Source organism: Aeromonas sp. SCS5 (assembly GCF_001887375.1).
In the GTDB taxonomy this organism is placed as follows: Bacteria; Pseudomonadota; Gammaproteobacteria; order Enterobacterales; family Aeromonadaceae; genus Aeromonas; species Aeromonas jandaei.
Genome location: NZ_LFCS01000003.1, coordinates 98339 through 117267 on the forward strand (window position 1 = coordinate 98339; position 18929 = coordinate 117267).

The 18929-nt window shown below is 56.6% G+C and carries 16 protein-coding genes; 5 read left to right on the forward strand and 11 right to left on the reverse strand.

Annotated elements, in window-relative coordinates:
• Position 1: 1 nt before the first annotated feature.
• Complete coding sequence (locus tag BS300_RS03520; RefSeq protein ID WP_071910817.1) at positions 2-1024, reverse strand: ADP-ribosylglycohydrolase family protein; 1023 nt, start codon at positions 1022-1024, stop codon at positions 2-4.
• Positions 1025-1176: 152 nt separating this feature from the next.
• On the opposite strand from BS300_RS03520, the gene BS300_RS03525 reads away from it, so the two are divergent.
• From BS300_RS03525 to BS300_RS03545, 5 genes are all read left to right on the forward strand, one after another.
• Complete coding sequence (locus BS300_RS03525) at positions 1177-1935, forward strand: GntR family transcriptional regulator (protein WP_041208882.1); 759 nt, start codon at positions 1177-1179, stop codon at positions 1933-1935.
• A 414-nt stretch (positions 1936-2349) separates the two neighbouring features.
• Positions 2350-3681, forward strand: a complete 1332-nt coding sequence (locus BS300_RS03530; protein WP_083593358.1) for an FAD-dependent oxidoreductase — start codon at positions 2350-2352, stop codon at positions 3679-3681.
• A gap of 10 nt (positions 3682-3691) precedes the next feature.
• Positions 3692-5239, forward strand: a complete 1548-nt coding sequence (locus BS300_RS03535) for an FAD-dependent oxidoreductase (RefSeq protein ID WP_071910821.1) — start codon at positions 3692-3694, stop codon at positions 5237-5239.
• A 160-nt stretch (positions 5240-5399) separates the two neighbouring features.
• The gene (locus BS300_RS03540; RefSeq protein ID WP_104014220.1) at positions 5400-5726 is read left to right on the forward strand and encodes a hypothetical protein; all 327 of its coding nucleotides are present in this window, start codon (positions 5400-5402) and stop codon (positions 5724-5726) included.
• Between the two features lie 117 nt (positions 5727-5843).
• Positions 5844-6986, forward strand: coding sequence for a heparan-alpha-glucosaminide N-acetyltransferase domain-containing protein (locus BS300_RS03545; RefSeq protein ID WP_071910823.1), 1143 nt, complete (start codon positions 5844-5846; stop codon positions 6984-6986).
• Positions 6987-7055: 69 nt separating this feature from the next.
• Here BS300_RS03545 and BS300_RS03550 read toward each other — a convergent pair whose 3' ends face one another.
• From BS300_RS03550 to BS300_RS03595, 10 genes are all read right to left on the reverse strand, one after another.
• Positions 7056-8186 (reverse strand): cupin domain-containing protein, encoded by a 1131-nt coding sequence (locus BS300_RS03550; RefSeq protein ID WP_071910825.1) that lies wholly within the window; start codon positions 8184-8186, stop codon positions 7056-7058.
• Positions 8187-8351: 165 nt separating this feature from the next.
• A complete protein-coding gene (gene purB, locus BS300_RS03555) occupies positions 8352-9722 on the reverse strand; it encodes an adenylosuccinate lyase (protein WP_041208877.1) in 1371 nt (456 codons plus the stop codon).
• A gap of 121 nt (positions 9723-9843) precedes the next feature.
• Complete coding sequence (hflD, locus tag BS300_RS03560; RefSeq protein WP_041208876.1) at positions 9844-10458, reverse strand: high frequency lysogenization protein HflD; 615 nt, start codon at positions 10456-10458, stop codon at positions 9844-9846.
• 23 nt (positions 10459-10481) lie between these two features.
• Positions 10482-11588, reverse strand: a complete 1107-nt coding sequence (gene mnmA / locus BS300_RS03565; protein ID WP_005353619.1) for a tRNA 2-thiouridine(34) synthase MnmA — start codon at positions 11586-11588, stop codon at positions 10482-10484.
• A gap of 150 nt (positions 11589-11738) precedes the next feature.
• The gene (locus tag BS300_RS03570) at positions 11739-12242 is read right to left on the reverse strand and encodes an NUDIX hydrolase (RefSeq protein WP_043850389.1); all 504 of its coding nucleotides are present in this window, start codon (positions 12240-12242) and stop codon (positions 11739-11741) included.
• Between the two features lie 95 nt (positions 12243-12337).
• Entirely contained in the window at positions 12338-13216 is an 879-nt protein-coding gene (locus BS300_RS03575) for a pseudouridine synthase (protein ID WP_071910828.1), read from the reverse strand.
• A gap of 117 nt (positions 13217-13333) precedes the next feature.
• Positions 13334-14101 (reverse strand): PTS sugar transporter subunit IIA, encoded by a 768-nt coding sequence (locus BS300_RS03580; protein ID WP_071910830.1) that lies wholly within the window; start codon positions 14099-14101, stop codon positions 13334-13336.
• A complete protein-coding gene (locus BS300_RS03585) occupies positions 14101-14406 on the reverse strand; it encodes a fructose PTS transporter subunit IIB (RefSeq protein ID WP_033114409.1) in 306 nt (101 codons plus the stop codon). The genes BS300_RS03580 and BS300_RS03585 overlap by 1 nt, the downstream gene beginning before the upstream one ends.
• A gap of 206 nt (positions 14407-14612) precedes the next feature.
• A complete protein-coding gene (uhpT, locus tag BS300_RS03590) occupies positions 14613-16019 on the reverse strand; it encodes a hexose-6-phosphate:phosphate antiporter (protein WP_041208873.1) in 1407 nt (468 codons plus the stop codon).
• Between the two features lie 502 nt (positions 16020-16521).
• The gene (locus BS300_RS03595; RefSeq protein ID WP_040065284.1) at positions 16522-18432 is read right to left on the reverse strand and encodes a fructose-specific PTS transporter subunit EIIC; all 1911 of its coding nucleotides are present in this window, start codon (positions 18430-18432) and stop codon (positions 16522-16524) included.
• Positions 18433-18929: the final 497 nt, after the last annotated feature.

Here is an 18929-nt window from a genome sequence, read left to right on the forward strand (position 1 = left end):
GTCATACGTCCTGTTGCCGATAGTGAGCAAGGGCTTCGGCATAGGGGCCGAAGTCAATCCGGTTTGCTTGATCAATCAGTTGGCGCGCTGCCAGCGGCAGGGCCGAGATGCCGCAGAGGGCACCGCAGATGGCGGTGGCCATGGCACCTATGGTGTCGGTATCGCCGCCAAGGTTGGCGCACAGCTGGGCGCAGAGCATGGGATCCCCTTCGGAGAGCTCCACTATGCCCAGCGCGGCGGGGATAGATTCAATCACATCCATGCCGGAACCGATCAGGTCATAGATATCGTCCAGACCCGATTCGATGGTCGGTGCCTTGTCGACAGCGGTGAAGGCGAGTTCGATGCGGCGGCCAAGGGAGGCGCTGAAGGTGGAGGCGAAACGGCTCTGCACCTCTTGCGCGAGGGGGGGCAGTTCGGTACGAATGGTTGCCCACTTGGCCCCTTCGATGGCGCGGCTGATGGCCCAGGCAATCACCACTGAACCAGCGATGGCGATATCCGACTTGTGGGTCGGCACGCAGGCAAGGCGCACGGCCTCGATAAAGGCCTCCTTGTCGCTGGTCGGCATCAGGCAGCCGATGGGGGCGATACGCATCGGGGCGCCGTTGGTCACCCCGTTGGCCTGGATCTCCTCAAGGGGGATCCCCTGCTGCAGGGCGATCAGGGCTCCCTTGGAGGTAGGGCCCAGAATATTTTTGCTAAAGGCGTCGATCCCCTCGGCCCACTTCATGATGTGGCGGGCGATGGTCAGTGGTTTGATCTCCCCCTGCTCCTCGATGATGGCATCCATCAGGGCAACCATCTGGCTGGTATCATCGGTAAACTGGCCGCGTACGAATTCGTTGGCAGCGATGTTCTCCTCGGGGCCGTCGAGGAAGTCATGGATCCAGCCGAAGAAGGCACGCACCTTCTCGCGGGACCAGAGCTCCGATGGCATGCCAAAGGCATCGCCCACCGCTTGTCCATAGAGACAACCCAGAATACGCTGCTGTTGAAGTGAGGTAGAGCTTGATGGGGTCATGACGATATCGATCACCTTTTTGTGTAGTCCAGTTGCAGTCCAGTTGGTATTATACACATCCAGTGTCAGTCCAGTGTGAACCATAACGCATTTTAAAGTAAAGTGGACTGGACCCATTTGTTTATGTTTTTGCATCTTTAGACGAGAGCGCCATGCAGAGAGAGAGTGCTGAACACCTGTTTGACGAGTTGAAACAACGGCTGGCCTGTGCAGGGGATGAGCCGCTCTATCTCATTCTGGCGCAGGGGCTGCAGCAGGCTATCGAGCGCAAACTGCTGCCCCACGGCTGCGTGCTCCCCTCCGAGCGTCAGCTCTCCGACAGCCTCGCCCTCTCTCGGGCCACCGTGGTCAAGGGGATCTCCCTGCTGGCGGAGCAGGGGCTGGTGATCAAGCAGCAGGGCAAGGGCACCGTCGTGCACGCTCCGTTTACCTACAACCTGGCCGGTGGCAGTTTTACCGCCCAGCTGAGCCAGCTCGGTGCTCTGAGCGATCGCTGGCTGGCGCGCGAGCTGGTGGCCGCCAGCGCAGAGCAGGCCGCCCTGATGGGGGTGGCTGAGGGCACCGAGATCGCCAAGATCCGCCGGGTACGCTGCGTCAACGATGACCCCACTTCCATCGAGACCACCTATATCCCTCGCCAGTTCCTGCCCCGTCCCGACCTGCTGGAGGGCTCGCTCTACGCCCACTGGCGGGAGGAGGGGATTGAGCCCGTTGCCCAGCAGTACCAGATCCGCCAGCAGGTGCCGAGCCAGACCGAGAGCGCCATGCTGGGATTGCCGGTCGGCATGCCGGTGCTGGCAGTGATGCAGCGCAGTTACACGGCGCAGGGGGAGCTGCTCGAGGTGAGCCAGAGCCTCTGTCGCGGCGATAGCTACAGCTTTACCTTCAACAGCGGCGCCATTCCCGGCTGAACCGTTGGGCACATAGCAATAAAAAAGGCGCCATAAGGCGCCTTTTGTCGTACAGGTTTTCACATAGGGCAGTAGTGATGGTGAAACGAGCCATCTGTCATGTTCAATCATGCATTACTATTGATTTTAAATAGTATTTTTCCTCTACCCCTGTCTGTATCCCCATCATATTCACTGCATGGATGCGGCTGTTTGCTGAATGGCTCATCCCCATTCTTCTCACTGCATGATTCAAGAAACAGCGTTTGATAGCGATGTTGCTATTGACTTGTAGCAAGCCCTTACAGTAGTTTTGAGCAGTCGCTCAAATAGAGTGAATATAGTCTGAAATGTTTCACAGGTTGCAGTGACAATATTGCCTCTAACCAATCGGTTTACTGGCAACTTGGTCATAGTAGAGGAGACGCTAATACCATGGGCGAGTTGAATTCTGCGGTTACCGATAGATGGCAAATCATAGTGATTGGCGCCGGTGTGGCAGGTCTTGTCGCGGCTAAAAAATTGCGTGATGCCGGATACCACGTATTGGTACTTGAAGCCCGGGATCGTATTGGGGGGCGTTTGCATACCTCTTCGCAGTGGGCGGGGCCTGCTATCGATCTTGGGGCAACATGGATTCACGGTGCCGGGCCACAAAATCCTGTTTCAAGATTGGCTGATGAGCTGGGTATCAAGCACTTTTCCACCGATTCGGAGAGCGCAGATATTTTTTATGGTGGTTCTCATAAACTGAGTTCATCCCAGTACGCACGCCTTACTTTGATTGAAGATGAAATATCTGCTGCAATAATGATTTTGCAGGATGCGGAACGTGATGTCTCATTGCGGGATGGCATTTACTCTCGCCTTTCCTACTCCTCACGCACTGAAGAAGAACAACGAATTATCGATTTTGTTTTAAGTAGCAGCATAGAGCATGAGTATGGCGGTTCCATAGAACAGCTCTCTTCATATTGGTTTGATAGTGATGAAGATTTTTCTGGTGATGAATGGGTTTTGTATAACGGCTATCAGTCCGTTGTCGAGTACCTTGCTCAGGATTTAGATATCCGGCTTGAACAGGAAATTATAAAAGTTGAATATGAGAGTAATGCAGAGGTTATCGTTAAAACAAAAAGCCGGACATATCAAGCTGCGCAAGTAATAGTCACTTTACCACTGGGCGTTTTGAAATCAGGTCGTGTGGAATTTCAACCACCATTGCCAGGCAGGAAAGCACAAGCAATTAAAAAACTTGGTGTTGGTACGCTGAATAAATGTTGCCTCCATTTCCCCTACGCATTTTGGGATACTCGCTACGACTGGATTAACAATATCCCCGATACTGGCAATAAAGGACAATGGGTTGAATGGGCCAGCTTGGCCAAACATACCAATCAGCCAGTTTTGATTGGCTTTAATGCTGCCGAGTTTGCGCTTCATGTTGAACAGCTGGACGATCAGGATACAGTGTCCAGTGCGATGGCAGCATTGAGAGCCATATATGGTGCAAATATTCCAGACCCGGTGAGCTACTTGATTACACGCTGGAGTGCGGATCCTTATGCTATGGGAGCTTATTCATACAACGGATTGGGCGCAACTCCCAAGGCTAGGGACGATTTGGCGAAGAGTATTGCACATCGTCTCTTTTTTGCTGGTGAGGCGACCGAGAGACACTTCTTTCAGACGGTACATGGTGCCTATTTATCTGGTGTAAGGGCAGCTGATGAGGTTATCTCCTCCGGTCTAAATCGCATCCCTTAATGAACGTAAAATGGGTGATGGAAAAGATAGAGGTGACACTATGCAGAATAATATAAGAAATGGTTTAAATAAGAAGGTTGCCTTCATAGGTATATGTTGTTTGCTGCCGGTAACTATTCTTTGTGCTCGTGAGTCTGGCGTGCAGCCAGCTCAAGTTGAGTTTCATGATATAGTGATCGTCGGTGGCGGTATATCAGGTCTTACCGCAGGATATTTTCTGAAAGATAAAGATCTTGTCTTGTTGGAAAAAAATGACACTGTTGGTGGGCGTACCTCTTCAGGACACCATAAACAGTTTACCTATGCCAAAGGTACAGAATATCTGGGGGAGCCCGATGATGTGCTGGCAGGTATGGTGAGCAAGCTCGGTCTTGAAATGAAAGAAATCCCCTCACCAATGGATGCTATTTATGATGGGGAATCTATCAGTTATGGTAGTGATGGTATTGCCAGACATTTGATAAAGCATAGTGATCTGGAAACATATAATAATTTCATCAAGCTAATTTCATCAGAATATAAGCATTACGATGAAATACCTGATACGGAATATAATGATCGTACGAAAAAAATGGATTATATGGATGCCAAAAGCTGGTTAACAGCGAATGGAATTCCTGAGGTTTATATAGATAAATACAATGTGACCAGCCGTGGGCTTTTTGGGGCTGGTCTGCAGGAGATATCTGCACTGAGTCTGATCCCCGAGGTCGCATTTGATTATGACGATGACGAACATGGTTATGTGCTGGATGATGAACCTGGCAGTGCTGCGGAGCAGTATGCAGAGGCGAAAAAAGAGAGTTCCAACTCTTACACCTTTACCAAGGGTATCTCCGAGCTGACTGACAAGTTGGGGCATGCGTTGAATGGCAAGCTCAGAGCCGGGAGTACAGTCACCGGTATTACCAGACAAGGTGAAAATTATGCAGTGGTATACACCCAAAAAGGGGGCAAGCAAGCCACTATTCTGGCCAGGAGAGTTGTCATTGCGACCCCGGCTCCGGTGACTCTGAAGATCGCTGATGCTGTTTTGTCGTCAGAGCGTAAAGAGATCATGAAGGGGATAACTTACGCTCCTTATGTTACGGTCGCACTATTCTCTGATACGCCGATATTTGACAAGGCGTTTGATTTGGCCGTGCCAGACAGTTACTTCTTCACTGATGTTTATGATGCTACCTGGGTTGAACGGTTTTACGATCAGCAGAAAAAAGATCGAGCCAATATCATTTCTGTCTACATCGCTCCCAAGACCAGTCATGATCAGTCAATTTTGACCATGAGCGATCATGAGTTGCTGAAGAATGTCTATCGTGATTTGGATAAAATATTTTCCGCAGCAAGTAAAAAAATTACAGGTTACGATATTGAGCGATTCCCATATGGCTATCCAGTGATGTCATTGGGGGCATATGACAGATTGCTCAAACTGAATAACAGTAATGATGACTCGATAGTGTTGGCGGGCGACTATATGATCTACCCGACTTTTGAGGCAGCAGTGCAATCTGGTTACTATGCGGCAGAAAAAATCCTTGAGGCAGATCACGACTGACACAATAATTTAACTGCAGACGGAGATATAAATCTGGAGATGGAGTAATACCTTGCATGGTATTGCTCCTTCTTGCCATGTAACCAACCGGGATCTATATTTCATAAGCGCTGATGATAGTATGGTGATGTGAATATAATTCCGGTTTCAGGGGGAGTAAATGAAAGATGATAAAATAACCAATCTACGAGCACCAATGGTAACTGCCAACGGTATTATCTTGGGCTTTTTGCTCAATTATATGGCGACATGGGTGCGTGGTGACGTCGAACATGTTGGCTCTGCGTGGCAGGCATATTTGATCGGCATGTGTGTGTTCTCTGGCACAGTGAGCATGATCTTTGTATTGTTCAGAATATTAAGTGTCCGTCAGGATGATGATGCTCTGACTTATTATAGACACACTCTCTATCTTTTTATATTTGGTATCAGTATCGCCTTTTTTGGTGTGTTCTTTGATATGTTTATGACGTTTATGGTGGAATGACCATATAAGACGAGTTTCTCTATAAGTTTGAGGTGATACGTTATGGCATTGTTAGCAATGCCATATTGTTGCATGGCTATGCCGTAACCAGCGATATAAATTAAAGGCAGGTGAGATATGTTTTCTCCGGATAAAGTAAACAGTGGTCGGCAACCCGAGCTAGATATAGCCAGAGGCTTAGCCGTGCTATTTATGATTATCATCCATGTACAATTGGTTTTTGCCAATTCAGGAGTATGGGACACACTACTGGCTGATATAAATGATTTTAATGGGGATATTCCTGCAGCCCCTATGTTCATGTTTCTGCTTGGTATCGGCATAAATTATTCCAGGAAGAATCAACCGGCATCAATGGCCTGGCGTGGTCTTGCTCTGCTATGTACAGCCTACCTGCTCAGTTTTGTACGTGGATTCATCCCAAACGTAATTATGGGATTCAATAGCGCAGACATCAGCTATCTCTACAAGGGATTCAATGAGCTGATGATCGTGGATATCCTGCAATTTTCAGGGTTGGCAATGATTATGTTTGCTGGCTTCAATTTCTTCAAGTTTAACAAGATTGCTATCGGTATCACCGGATTGGTGTTTGCCTTGATAAATATCTTGCTATTGCCAGTGCAAACCCAGACTCTGCCCGTATCTTCTCTGGCTGGACTTTTTTGGGGAAGTAATGAAAGTTCATATTTCCCATTCCTGACGTGGGCATTTTACCCCATCGCCGGATATATTTTTGGCGATTATCTGATCCGCTGCACTGATAAAAGAAAGTTTTATCTGATATCGGGGGTTGTTGCGGCAGTCGTATTTTTCTTCGGTATATACCTTTTCAATTTTTTGTTCTCTATTCCAACAGGTATGAATCTTGAGACTGGTTATTACCATCATATCTTGACGGATAATATCACTTTTACTGGTGGTGTCATATTTGAACTCGCTATATTGAGTTATCTGGTACGTTATGTACCTGGTTTTATCAAGGATATCGCGGGTCGCTGGAGTAAAAATGTTACCCCGATTTACTGCATTCACTGGGTGATCATTTCATGGCTGACTTTGGCTATTCCGGGACAAAGTTTGAGCATGGCGAGCTTTATTGTACTGACGGCAGGGATTGTGGTGGTCAGTGATGTGTTGGCAACGATATATGCAAATTGGAAAGCGGGGGATGGTCAGAGGCATTTCTCATCCACGACCCTGATCCTGGTTGGAGCCCTGCTCGCGACTATGCTGGTGCTCTTTCTTTTTCATAAATGATGTGCGCTGCATTAAACAGAAAAAGGAGGGATACCCCTCCTTTTTTATCTCTGCGCGACGGTTGTCGGATCAGTTGAAGAACCAGTACCCGCGGTTGACCAGTCGGGTCAGCAGTTGCAGGAAACCGGCCTGATCGGCCAGCTCCACCATATCGGCCTGAGTGATGATGTCCTTGTCGCACAACAGCGAAATGGCTGCCGCATCTTCGCTCTGCAGGGTCCAGGCTTCGCCATCGATATAGCACTGCTGGCTCTCGCCGCTGAACCAGACGCTGCGCAGGCCCGGCACCTTGATGGCAGGCTCGCCCTGGGTCAGCAGGTCTGCTACCTCCTCGGCGCTGTAGTCCGGCTCGACCGGATTGACGTCCAGATCGTGCTTGGCTTCGGAGATCATGGTGCCGAACCACTCCTTGAACAGGGTCTCGTCATCGAGGGCCTGTTGCATCAGCTCGCGCAGACGGTGCAGCTCGTGGGGCTGGATCTCGCCGTGACGGGCACTGGGTTTGAGATCGGCATCGCCGTAACGCTCGGTGCGCACCTCGTTGTCGATCAGGTGATCGGCAAAGGAGGAGATAAGCGCCTTGGCATCCGGCGCGCGGAAGCCCACCGAGAAGTTCATGGAGGGCTCGATGGCGTAGCCTTCGTGGGGGAATCCGGGCGGAATGTAGAGGATGTCACCCGGCTCCATGATGACGTCGATGATCGCCTCGAACGGCTCGCAGTGCAGCAGGGCGGCATGGGCGGCAAACTCGTTGAGCGGCTTGGCATCGCCAACCCGCCAGTGACGCTTGCCGATACCCTGGGTGATGAACACGTCGTAGTTGTCGATGTGGGGGCCGACACCTGCGTGAGGGGTGGAGAAGCTCACCATCACATCGTCAAAGCGCCAGCCCGGAATGAACTGGAACGGTACCGCCAGCTCGTTCACCTCGGGGGCCCAGTGGTTGCAGGCCTGTACCAGAATGGTCCAGTTCTCTTCGCCCAGATGGTCGTAGGATTCGAAGGGGCCGTGGGCCGCATCCCACTTGCCGTCGAAACGGGTGACCAGACGGGACTCTACCACCTCTTCCATGGCCAGACCCGCCAGCTCGTCCGGGCTGATGGGATCCTGAAAGTCTTTGAAGCCGCCCTTGATAAGGAGCGGGCGCTTCTGCCAGTAGTGCTCGAGGAAGTGAGCGATATCCAGATTGAGTTCGTACATAGATCTTCTCGTCAAAGGGTTCGACAAAGGTCAGGAGAGGTCTTGCCAGAGGCGGCTGCCGGCCTCGGGCAAGCCCTCTTGCAAACCGTGTATAGGGTGCCACATAAAATAACCGGGGCCCTGTTGCAGATCATGCACAGGGCCCCGGTAGTGTCATTTATCCGCTTATTTCAGCAGATCAACCAGACGCTGGGCGTCGCCGATGTAGTTGGCCGGGGTCAGCTTTTTCAGCTCAACCTTGACCGCTTCCGGCAACTCCAGGGTGTCGATAAAGGTACGCATCCCTTCGGCATCGACGCGGCGTCCACGGGTCAGCTCCTTGAGCTTCTCGTAGGGCTTCTCGATGCCGTAGCGGCGCATCACGGTCTGGATAGGCTCGGCCAGCACTTCCCAGTTGGCATCCAGATCGGCGGCCATGGCGGCGTCGTTGGCTTCCAGCTTGGAGATACCCTTGAGGGTGGACTGATAGGCGATAAGGGAATAGCCGATGGCAACGCCCAGATTGCGCAGCACGGTCGAGTCGGTCAGATCCCGCTGCCAGCGGGAGATGGGCAGCTTGCTCGCCAGATGCTGGAACACGGCGTTGGCCAGACCCAGATTGCCTTCAGAGTTCTCGAAGTCGATGGGGTTGACCTTGTGCGGCATGGTGGAGGAGCCGATTTCACCGGCGATGGTGCGCTGCTTGAAGTGGCCCAGGGAGATGTAACCCCACACATCGCGGTCGAAGTCGATCAGGATGGTGTTGAAGCGGGCCATGGCATCGAACAGCTCGGCGATATAGTCGTGCGGTTCGATCTGGGTGGTGTAGGGGTTCCAGGTCAGACCCAGGGAGGTAACGAACTCCTCGGAGAACTGGTGCCAGTCCACTTCCGGATAGGCGCTGATGTGGGCGTTGTAGTTGCCGACCGCACCGTTGATCTTGCCGAGGATCTCCACCGCCATGATCTGCTTGTACTGGCGCTCCAGACGGTAGGCGACGTTGGCCATCTCCTTGCCCATGGTGCTCGGGGTCGCCGGCTGGCCGTGGGTGCGGGAGAGCAGCGGCATGTCACGGTACTCGTGGGCCAGACGCTTGATCTCGCCGATCAGCTTCTCGCAATAAGGCTTGATGACCTCTTCGCGGGCGGTTTTCAGCATCAGACCGTGGGAGTTGTTGTTGATGTCTTCCGAGGTGCAGGCGAAGTGGATGAACTCGCTGACAGCCGCCAGCTCCGGGTTCACTTCGACTTTCTCTTTGAGGAAGTACTCCACCGCTTTCACATCATGGTTGGTGGTGCGCTCGATCTGTTTGATGCGGGCGGCGTCGCTCTCGTTGAAGTTGCTGACGATGCCGTCGAGCAGGGCGTTGGCGGCCGCGCTCAGGGCAGGGACTTCCGGGATCCCGGCGTGGCTGGCCAGTTTCTGCAACCAGCGAACCTCGACTTCAACGCGAAAACGCAGCAGGCCGAATTCGGAGAAGATAGGGCGCAGGGCATCGGCCTTGTCGCCATAACGACCGTCAATCGGGGAAACAGCAGTCAGCGCGGACAGCTCCATGGGGTGAACTCCTGATGATTGGTGTGGGGGATCCGTATTCACTTGCGCGCCGGTCGGGGTCTATCAAGGCTGATGTGCGGCTGTTCACCTTGTCTCCCTCTCCCTGCGCGCAAGCCAATGATTAGTAACGCTTGGCCAGTTCCACCATCTTCTTGCGAGCGAAGATGATCTGGGTGCGGCTGCCACCGAGCTGGCGCCACAGCACCACGGCGCGGATGCCTGCCAGCAGCAGGGCGCGCACCTTGTGCTGCACCAGCGGCTGCTGCAGGAACAGCGGGGTGCCGGCCACCTGAATGCGCGGCCCGATGGGGCTGATAAGATCGCTGTAGATGCTCGCCATGTTGGCCAGGATCTGCTCGTCGAGCAGATCGAAGTGCTGTTGCTGGCGACCGATCTGGCTGATCCGCTCACCCAGCATGTTGAGAATGTCTTTGCGCTTGGCCAGCTTGCGCTCCAGCGCAATCAGGCTCACCACGTAGCGGGTCAGCTCGGCATTCTTCTGGCTGCCGTCGGCACCCAGCTGCTCGACCAGCGCACGGTAGCCGTCGCGAATGGCCAGATGGGTGTTGTTGAACACCTCGAGCGGGTGGCTCGGGTTGGTTACCAGAATGCTGGAGAGGCTCTCGCGCAGGGCGGCCTCGTCACAGCTGCCGTCGCGGGCCACCTTCTGGACCAGCGCGGCCGCCTGGCAGATGCCGGCAAAGGCCATGGTTCTGTCTTGGAATTTATCGCTCACGTATGCTGCCTTCTGCTATTGGCTCAAACCGGATGGCTGAAACGCTGTTCGATGATGCCGCCGCCCAGACACACTTCCCCGTCGTAGAAAACGGCGGATTGGCCCGGGGTTACCGCAGCCTGCTTCTCGTCGAAGATGACCCGGATGGTCTCGTCGTCGATGGGCTGGATCAGGCAGGGGATATCCTGCTGGCGGTAGCGGGTCTTGACGGTGCAGCGACGCGGCTCGCGAATGGGGGTGCGATCCACCCAGTGCAGCTGGCTGGCAATCAAACCATCGGAGTAGAGGCGGGGATGTTCGCCCTGCGCCACCACCAGCACGTTGCGTTCGACCTCTTTGTCGACCACATACCAGGCCTCTTCGGTGGCATCTTTGCGACCACCGATACCGAGCCCCTTGCGCTGGCCCAGGGTGTGATACATCAGACCCTGATGCTCGCCGATCACCTTGCCATCCACGGTCTCGATCTTACCGGGCTGGGCGGGCAGGAACTTGGCCAGGAAGTCCTTGAACTTGCGCTCGCCGATAAAGCAGATACCGGTGGAGTCTTTCTTCTTGGCGGTGATGAGATCCAGCTGCTCGGCGATGCGGCGCACCTCCGGCTTTTCCAGATCGCCAACCGGGAACAGGCTCTGACCCACTTGCTTCTCGCTCAGGGTATAGAGGAAGTAGCTCTGATCCTTGTTGGTATCGAGACCGCGCAGCAGGCGCGGGCGGCCGGTGCTGTCGTCACGGCGCACATAGTGGCCGGTGGCGATGTAGGTGGCACCCAGCTCTTCGGCGGCAAATTCGAGGAACGCCTTGAACTTGATCTCCTTGTTGCACAGGATATCCGGGTTCGGCGTGCGGCCAGCCTTGTACTCTTCGAGGAAGTGCTCGAACACATTGTCCCAGTACTCGGCCGCGAAGTTGATGGTGTGGAGTTTCATCCCCAGCTTGTCGCAGACGGCCTTGGCATCAGCCAAATCCTGGGCGGCAGAGCAGTACTCGTCCGTGTCGTCTTCTTCCCAGTTCTTCATGAACAAGCCTTCGACCTGATAGCCCTGCTGCTGGAGCAGGTAGGCCGAGACGGAAGAATCCACGCCGCCGGACATGCCGACGATCACCTTGATTTGGCTGTTGTCTGTCATTAGTCGAAGTTACCAGTTCGTTTAAACGGGGCGTATTCTACCAGAGTTTTGCGCCCCCGGTCACATCTCCATGCCACTGTCCCCATCAGGAACCTTGCGGCAGGAAATCGTTTTTCTTGTGGCGATTGCCAGCGGATGCCTGCTCTGCCCCTAGCTCTGGATAAAGGCCTTGAGCGCCGAGAGCGGCAGGCGGGTGCCCGCCAGATAATCCTCGATGCACTGCCACACCAGCGGGCTTCTCAGGGCCGCTTTGCACTCGGCGATCTCCTCCAGGGTGAGCCAGTGGCAGGCGAGGATATCGCCGTCAGGATCCTCTGGATGGTGCTGACCCGGCGCTTTTTCAAGGTCGAAGATGATGGCGGTGCGCACATAGGTGGCCTCGCTGTCGGCCGGTTTGTAGAGATAGGTGCCAAGCCAGGCGGTAGGCGTGGCGGTCAGCCCCGTCTCCTCTTTCAGCTCGCGGCAGGCTGCGGTGAGCAGATCTTCGCCGGCCTCCACATGGCCGGCGGGCTGGTTGAAGCGGCGCTGGCCTTTTATCTCCTCTTCCACCACCAGAAAGCGGCCCTGCCACTGAACCAGCGCTGCGACCGTCAATCTGGCCTGCATGCGCTCGTGCGGCGTTTTCTCCTGCGATGCAGGAAGGTTATCGCTCATAAGGACTCCTTGTCTCGTTACCGGTTTGGCCCCGGCCGAAGCAGGGGCTCGATTCAGCGCTGTTCTTTACAATTCGATTGCCAGCAGGCTGCACGTTATTCCGAGGGTTTGCTGCGGGCCGGTCGGCGCGCGGTGCCACGGCCGGCGCTGCGATTGGCCGGGCGCGGGCTCGTGTCGCGACTGTCGCGCCCTTGGCCCTGACCATGCGGGCGTCGGGTCGATTGGGCGTTGCGCTGATTGCTGCTGCCCGTGCCTTGGTCGCGCGGTTTGCTTGGGGTCTGTGTCCTGCGCGGGGCGGGCGCCAGTTCGGGAGCGGGCAGGGCGCGGCTCTCGCCGGGTGCCAGACCATCTAACGTCCAGTCACCGATGGCGTAGCGGATAAGGCGTAGGGTGGGGTGGCCGATATGGGCGGTCATCCGCCGCACCTGCCGGTTGCGCCCCTCCACTATCTTGATCTCCAGCCAGCAGGTGGGGATCTCCTTGCGCTCGCGAATGGGTGGATTGCGCGGCCACACCACAGGCTCATCCATGATGCGCGCCCCGGCGGGCAGGGTCATGCCGTCGTTGAGCTCCACACCGGCGCGCAGGGTGGCCAGTTGCTCCTCGCTCGGAATACCTTCCACCTGCACCCAGTAGGTCTTGGGGGTCTTCTCCCCCGGCTGGGTGAGGCGCGCCTGTAGCTTGCCATCGTTGGTGAGCAGCAACAGCCCCTCGCTGTCGCGGTCAAGCCGGCCTGCGGCGTAGATGCCGGGCTCTTTGATGTAATCCTTGAGAGTCTCGCGACCCGCCTCGTCGGTGAACTGGCAGAGCACCATGTAGGGCTTGTTCAACAGCAGCAGCTTGCGATCCTCGGGGGCCAGCTCCGGCTTGCGCGCCGCAACGTGGCGGGGTTCGGCTGGTCGGGCAGCAGAGCGGGTGGCGCCATCGCGGGCGGGACGGTTTGGCAGCGAGAGTCGGGAGCGGGCAGATTTCATCGGATAGCGGATTGGCAAGTGGGAATGGCAGCGAGTGTACCACAGGGGGCTGACGGCAGGATGAATGGGAGGAGTAGGTAAAGAGATCCCGGGAAAATTGGCGGCTTCGGCCGGGAGTCAACCGAGCAGGTTTTCAATCACGATGGCTTGTCTGGCGGGGGCCGAGCTTGCTTGCAGCAGGGCGCCGCTTATCACTTCGTCCATCAGGGCGCGGGCCAGCCGGGTGAGGGGGAGCAGGGTGTCGCGCCCGCAGCCGGTCGGCACTGCCAGCAGGATGATGGTCTGCACCGGCCCGAGCTGCGAGCCCCACTCGATGGGGGCCGGGCTGCTGAGCAGGCTCAGGGCCGGCTGGCTTATCCCCTCGCAAAGCACGTGAGGCATGGCAAGGCCGGGGCAGATGATGGTGGCGGCGATCTGCTCGCGCCGACTGATCGCCTCCTCCAGCGCGGCTCTGTTGCCGACCAGTTCGGCGGGCAGCAGGTCGATCAGGTGTTCGAGCGCCTCGCTCTTGGTCAGGGGGGCGGGACTGTGAGCCAGCTGGCGCAGGGCGAAGTGGTAGTCGGGCAGGGCGCTCGCCAGACGCAGCTCGGCCAGCGCGGCGCTGGCGGGGCGCACCAGCGGCTGACCCAGCTCGCCGCACCAGCAGGTGAAGGCCATATGGGCCAGCTCGGCGTCGTTGCCCTCGATCTGCAACTGGCAGAGATCGCCGGGCTGGGTGGCGAGGGTGAGCAGGGAGAGCTGGTTGCTGGCGATAACCGTCTGGCGCCGGGTGAGGTTGGCGCAGCGAATGCAGGATTTGAACATCCCCGCCAGCCGGCTCAGCTGCTTGGTGCGGGCAATGCTCATCCCCTGATGGCAGTAGAAGGTGATCTCGCGGCTTAGCATCAGCTGGGCCGGGGCAGTGATCTCAGCACCGCCTGCGCATCGAGCAGTACGGTTTCGAGGCTCACCCGATGGATATGGCAGCCGAGGAAACGTTCCTTCTGCTCGATATCGATGTCGGAGGCGATCAGCACCAGATCGGCGCTGGCGATGTCGCGGGCGGTGAGGGAGTTCTCCATCCCCATGGCGCCCTGGGTTTCGACCTTGATCTTGAGGCCGAGGGCGGCGGCGGCTTTTTGCAGCGCTTCGGCTGCCATATAGGTGTGGGCGATGCCGGTCGGGCAGGCGGTGACGGCAATGATCTTCATTGGCTCTGAACTGTGCGAAACGGGGGGCCAACAAGATAACGCCGGCGGGGATTTTTTGCCAAAAGCCCCGGCCAAAAGTGGGATCTCGATAGGGCTTTGGGCCGTAAAAATGGCGCAAAAGGGCCACTTGAGTATTTAGTTTGGCTAAACAAAAAGGGCTACCCGTGTGGGTAGCCCTGAACAATCTGCGTCTGTTGTGATGACTATCAGGCGGTCTGGGTCGCCAGTTCGGCGGCTTTCAGCTCGCGCTTGATGCGGCGGATCTTGCGCTCTTCGGCAATCGCCACGCAGGCCATCAGTACCAGACAGGCGGCTGCTGCCATGTCCAGCGCCGCGAAGGTGCCGGTCCAGCCGGTCAGGCCGAAGATGGGGGTACCATCGGCAATCATGCCCAGACCCAGTTTGGCGAAGCTGTCACCAATCAGATAAGCGAAGGTGCCCTTGACGCCATCTGCCACGCTGATGCCCTGCTTGGGTACGAAGCCCACGGCGGCGACGCCGATCAGCAGTTGCGGACCGAACACCAGGAAGCCCAGGGTGAACAGGGAGCCCAGGAACATGAACTGGGTGGTGGCATGTTGGTAGAGACCCAGAGTGGCGATGATGAGCGCCAGTGCCACGCAGGCAACCAGACCACGACGGCCGTTGGCCAGATCGGAGAGGTAGCCCCACATCAGGGTGCCGACCAGAGCGCCCACTTCAAAGAAGGTAAAGCCCTGAATGGCCACGTCTTTGGAGAAGCCCAGCTCCTGGTGGGCATAGACGGTAGACCACTGGTCGATACCGATACGCACCACGTAGAGGAAGATGTTGGCAAAGCAGAGCAGCCAGATCACCTTGTTGAGCAGCACGTACTTCACGAAGATCTGCCACTTGGTCAGCTTCTGCTCCTCGGTGGCGATATCCTCTTCGCTCGCCACTTCGTCAAACAGCTCTTCCACTTTGCCAAGGCCATAGGCTTCCGGCGAATCGCTACCAAAGCGCAGGCCGATAAAACCGACGATCAGCGCAATGATGGAGGGGAAGATGAACATGCCGAGCACGTGACCATCAAACAGGTAGTTGGCACCGAACAGTGCCACACCGGCCGCACCGGCACCGCCCACGTTGTGGGAGAGGTTCCACATGCCCAGATAGGTGCCGCGCTTGTTGCGGGGAGTCCACTTGGTGATGGTGGAGTAGCTGCAGGAGCCGCCACAGCTCTGGAAGAAACCGCTCAGGGCGTAGAAGAAGATCATGAAGTAGAGGCTGAAGCCGGTGCCGCCCATGCTGGCACTGAAGCCCAGCATGCACAGAGCGGAGAGGATCAGCATCAGCGGCAGGAACTGCTTGGTGTTCTTGCCGTCGGCATAGTAGGAGACGATGGTCTTGCCCACCCCGTAGGTGATGGAGAAGCCAAGGCCGATCATGCCGAGCTCGGTCATGGAGAGACCGTAGGACTGGATCATGTCATTCTGCGCAATGTTGAAGTTCTTGCGGATCAGATACATGGTCAGATAGCCAATAAATACAACCAGATAGGATTGCATAAACGGCTTGAACCAGAGTTTGCGCCGGGCTTCTACCGGCAGGTCGAGGGTGGGGACCCGGACCTGTTCAAGAAATTTCAACATTTTCGTTCATCCTCTGCGAGATAGACGCTATTCCGCCGCGCCCCTTGCGTTGTTGTGCAGTTATGGGAGGTCACGCCACGGAAAGGGGGCAAAAGGGGAGCCGGCTGGCCTGCTTCTGCCCGTGTAAACCCGGGCCCGCTGCCGAAGGACGGGGCATGTTGCCCGTCGTGGTGCGGGTCACGACATCAGGTGGGGTGACTCTAATCAGGGGCGGAAAAAATGGCTTGAGAGCCATCCCTAGGGCAATTAGGAAAATTTCCTAGTTTTTGCAATTTCGCGGGCAAAGCGTGAGAGCAATCACAGAGCTGACCCAGGATTGGCGATATTTCCGCCGGTATCGGGGCGGGGGGAGAGGGAATAGCGCGGCAAACGAAGCGCTGCTTTGGCGTGGCAAGAGAGGGTGCTGAGGCCGACAAGGAAAACGACAAGGAAAAGCAGAGGCCACCCCGGGGTGGCCTCATTGCTATGGTTCGCGAGCGTGAACAGCTCGGGGAGGAGGAACTCAGGCCGCCTTGGCCAGGGTCACCTCGTCACTCTTTTTTACCCGCAGCTTTTTCAGGGCAACCGCGACCACGCCGGTGACGATGGCACCGCAGATCATGCAGAGCAGAGCCAGCAGCGGCTTGTTGACGGCACCCAGCAGGGCCACGATGGGGCCACCGTGGGCAACGCTGTTGGTGATGCCGAACAGGAAGGCCATCACGGCTGCGGTCATGCTGCCCAGCACGTTGGCCGGAATGACGGCGAGCGGGTCACGGGCGGCGAACGGAATCGCACCTTCGGAGATACCCACCAGACCCATTGCGCCAGCGGCTTTGCCCGCTTCGATTTCAGACTCGTCAAAGATGCCGAGCTTGCGACCGAGCACGGTAGCCAGCGACATGCCAAGAGGCGCAGCCGGGATGGCGCAAGCCATGGCACCCATAAACTGGGTCTGACCGGAGGCGATCATGCCGACGGAGAAGAGGAAGGCCACCTTGTTGACCGGGCCACCCATATCAAAGCCCGCCATACCACCCAGCACGATACCCAGCAGCACCAGACTGCCACCGCTCATGGAGAGCAGCATGGCGTTGAGGCCGGTCATCATGTCGGCAATCGGGGCGCCGATGATGAAGATAAAGACCGCAGCGATAAACAGGGAACCGACGATGGGGGCGATCAGGATCGGTACCAGCGGTTGCACCATCTTGTGGTACTGACGGGTGGCAATCCAGCGCACCAGATAGCCGACCAACAGGCCTGCAATGATGGCACCGATAAAGCCGGTACCGGCATCAGCGCCGTAGAAGCTGCCGTTGTTGGCGATCCAGCCGCCGATAAAGCCCGGGGCCAGAGCCGGACGGTCACCGATGGCGTAGGCGATATAGCCCGCCAGAATGGGGATCATCAGGGTGAAGGCGGCCACGCCCACGTTGAGGATCTGGTTCCACATGCTCCCTTCCGGGATCTGCATGCCGCTCGGGGTCGGGTTGCCGCCGATGGCCAGTGACAGGGCGATAAGCAGACCACCGGTCACTACGAACGGGATCATGTGCGATACGCCGTTCATCAGGTAGCGGTAGAGATCCGAGCTGCCGCCGCTGGCGCGCTTCTCGTCACCCTTCTTCTCATCCTTGTCCGCCACATAGGCGGGGGCTTTCAGCGCCTGCTCAATCAGACCCTTGCCATCCTTGATGGGGGCTTTTACGCCGGTCTTGATGAGGGGTTTGCCGGCAAAGCGGGCCATGTCCACCTGCTTGTCACAGGCCACCACGATGGCGGTGGCGCGGGCGATCTCGTCCGCAGTCGGGCTGTTCTTGACGCCGATGGAGCCGTTGGTCTCCACCTTCACCTCATAACCCAGCTCCTTGGCGGCGCGCTCCAGCGACTCGGCCGCCAGATAGGTGTGGGCGATACCGGCCGGGCAGCCGGTGACACCGATGATCAGCCCCTTGTTGGCCGCAGGAGCGGCAGCCGCTTCCTCTTTCTTGGCCAGCAGCAGTGCCAGCGCATCGGCCGGGGTTTTGGCTGCCAGCAGGGCATCGATAAAGCCCTCTTCAATCAGCTTGGCGGAAAGCTCGGCCAGCACCTCGATATGGTGGTTGGCGCCACCGGCAGGGGAGGCAATCATGAAGAACAGCTTGGACGGCTTGCCATCTTCGGCGCCGTAGTCGATGCCGTTGCGGCTGATGCCGATGGCGACTGCCGGGGTGCTGACCGCCGCACTCTTGGCGTGGGGCAGAGCAACACCCTCTTCAAAGCCGGTGTTGTCCAGCTCTTCACGGGCCCACAGATCCTTGACGAACTGCTGCTCGTCGCTGACCTTGCCTTGCGCGACCAGCAGGCGGGCCATCTCGGTGAAGACCTCCTCCTTGCGTGTCGCTTTCAAATCGAGATTGATCAGATGTTCATTGATCAAGGTGGTTATCATGGCGCTCTCCCCGCTCCGTTGCCGGAGCCTGTTGGCATGCCGCCCTTGCAGGCCGGCATGCGGACAAAATTGACCCGACTATTATCGCGCCGGGGCAGAGGTCACCCTATCGGACAAATGTGCGAATAACTGGATTTTTGTGCGCTATCACCTTGAGTGTGACCCTGATCGCAAAGCTGAACAGCTGCTGGAACGGGAGCGAATTGAATCGCTCATATTTTTATTGATGATTAAAATCAATTGGTTGTGTTTGTCAGCGGTTCCGCTCCTTGGCCGTGAGGTGAGTTTTTACTCAGTGAATAGGAGCACTCTTTCTATAAATTTGTGAGGTAAAAAACGGCTGCTGGATGTGAGCCAACGCACAGAAATGGCCCCGCTGGCGGGAAGCGAGAGGGGGCGCAGGGGAGGCGTAAGCAGAACAAGCTGGATAAATGAGTTGCACCATCGGTGCCAGACAGCTCACCACAACGGGCGAATGAAACCACAGCCATGAGGGC

Excerpts from the sequence above, each read along its gene's own strand:
- BS300_RS03570 (WP_043850389.1), bottom strand. The coding sequence starts at position 12,242 with ATGAGCGATAACCTTCCTGCATCGCAGGAGAAAACGCCGCACGAGCGC.
- BS300_RS03530 (WP_083593358.1), top strand. The coding sequence starts at position 2,350 with ATGGGCGAGTTGAATTCTGCGGTTACCGATAGATGGCAAATCATAGTG.
- BS300_RS03595 (WP_040065284.1), bottom strand. The coding sequence starts at position 18,432 with ATGATAACCACCTTGATCAATGAACATCTGATCAATCTCGATTTGAAA.
- BS300_RS03540 (WP_104014220.1), top strand. The coding sequence starts at position 5,400 with ATGAAAGATGATAAAATAACCAATCTACGAGCACCAATGGTAACTGCC.
- BS300_RS03520 (WP_071910817.1), bottom strand. The coding sequence starts at position 1,024 with ATGACCCCATCAAGCTCTACCTCACTTCAACAGCAGCGTATTCTGGGT.
- mnmA (WP_005353619.1), bottom strand. The coding sequence starts at position 11,588 with ATGACAGACAACAGCCAAATCAAGGTGATCGTCGGCATGTCCGGCGGC.
- uhpT (WP_041208873.1), bottom strand. The coding sequence starts at position 16,019 with ATGTTGAAATTTCTTGAACAGGTCCGGGTCCCCACCCTCGACCTGCCG.
- purB (WP_041208877.1), bottom strand. The coding sequence starts at position 9,722 with ATGGAGCTGTCCGCGCTGACTGCTGTTTCCCCGATTGACGGTCGTTAT.
- BS300_RS03550 (WP_071910825.1), bottom strand. The coding sequence starts at position 8,186 with ATGTACGAACTCAATCTGGATATCGCTCACTTCCTCGAGCACTACTGG.
- BS300_RS03535 (WP_071910821.1), top strand. The coding sequence starts at position 3,692 with ATGGGTGATGGAAAAGATAGAGGTGACACTATGCAGAATAATATAAGA.
- BS300_RS03580 (WP_071910830.1), bottom strand. The coding sequence starts at position 14,101 with ATGCTAAGCCGCGAGATCACCTTCTACTGCCATCAGGGGATGAGCATT.
- BS300_RS03575 (WP_071910828.1), bottom strand. The coding sequence starts at position 13,216 with ATGAAATCTGCCCGCTCCCGACTCTCGCTGCCAAACCGTCCCGCCCGC.
- BS300_RS03545 (WP_071910823.1), top strand. The coding sequence starts at position 5,844 with ATGTTTTCTCCGGATAAAGTAAACAGTGGTCGGCAACCCGAGCTAGAT.
- BS300_RS03525 (WP_041208882.1), top strand. The coding sequence starts at position 1,177 with ATGCAGAGAGAGAGTGCTGAACACCTGTTTGACGAGTTGAAACAACGG.
- BS300_RS03585 (WP_033114409.1), bottom strand. The coding sequence starts at position 14,406 with ATGAAGATCATTGCCGTCACCGCCTGCCCGACCGGCATCGCCCACACC.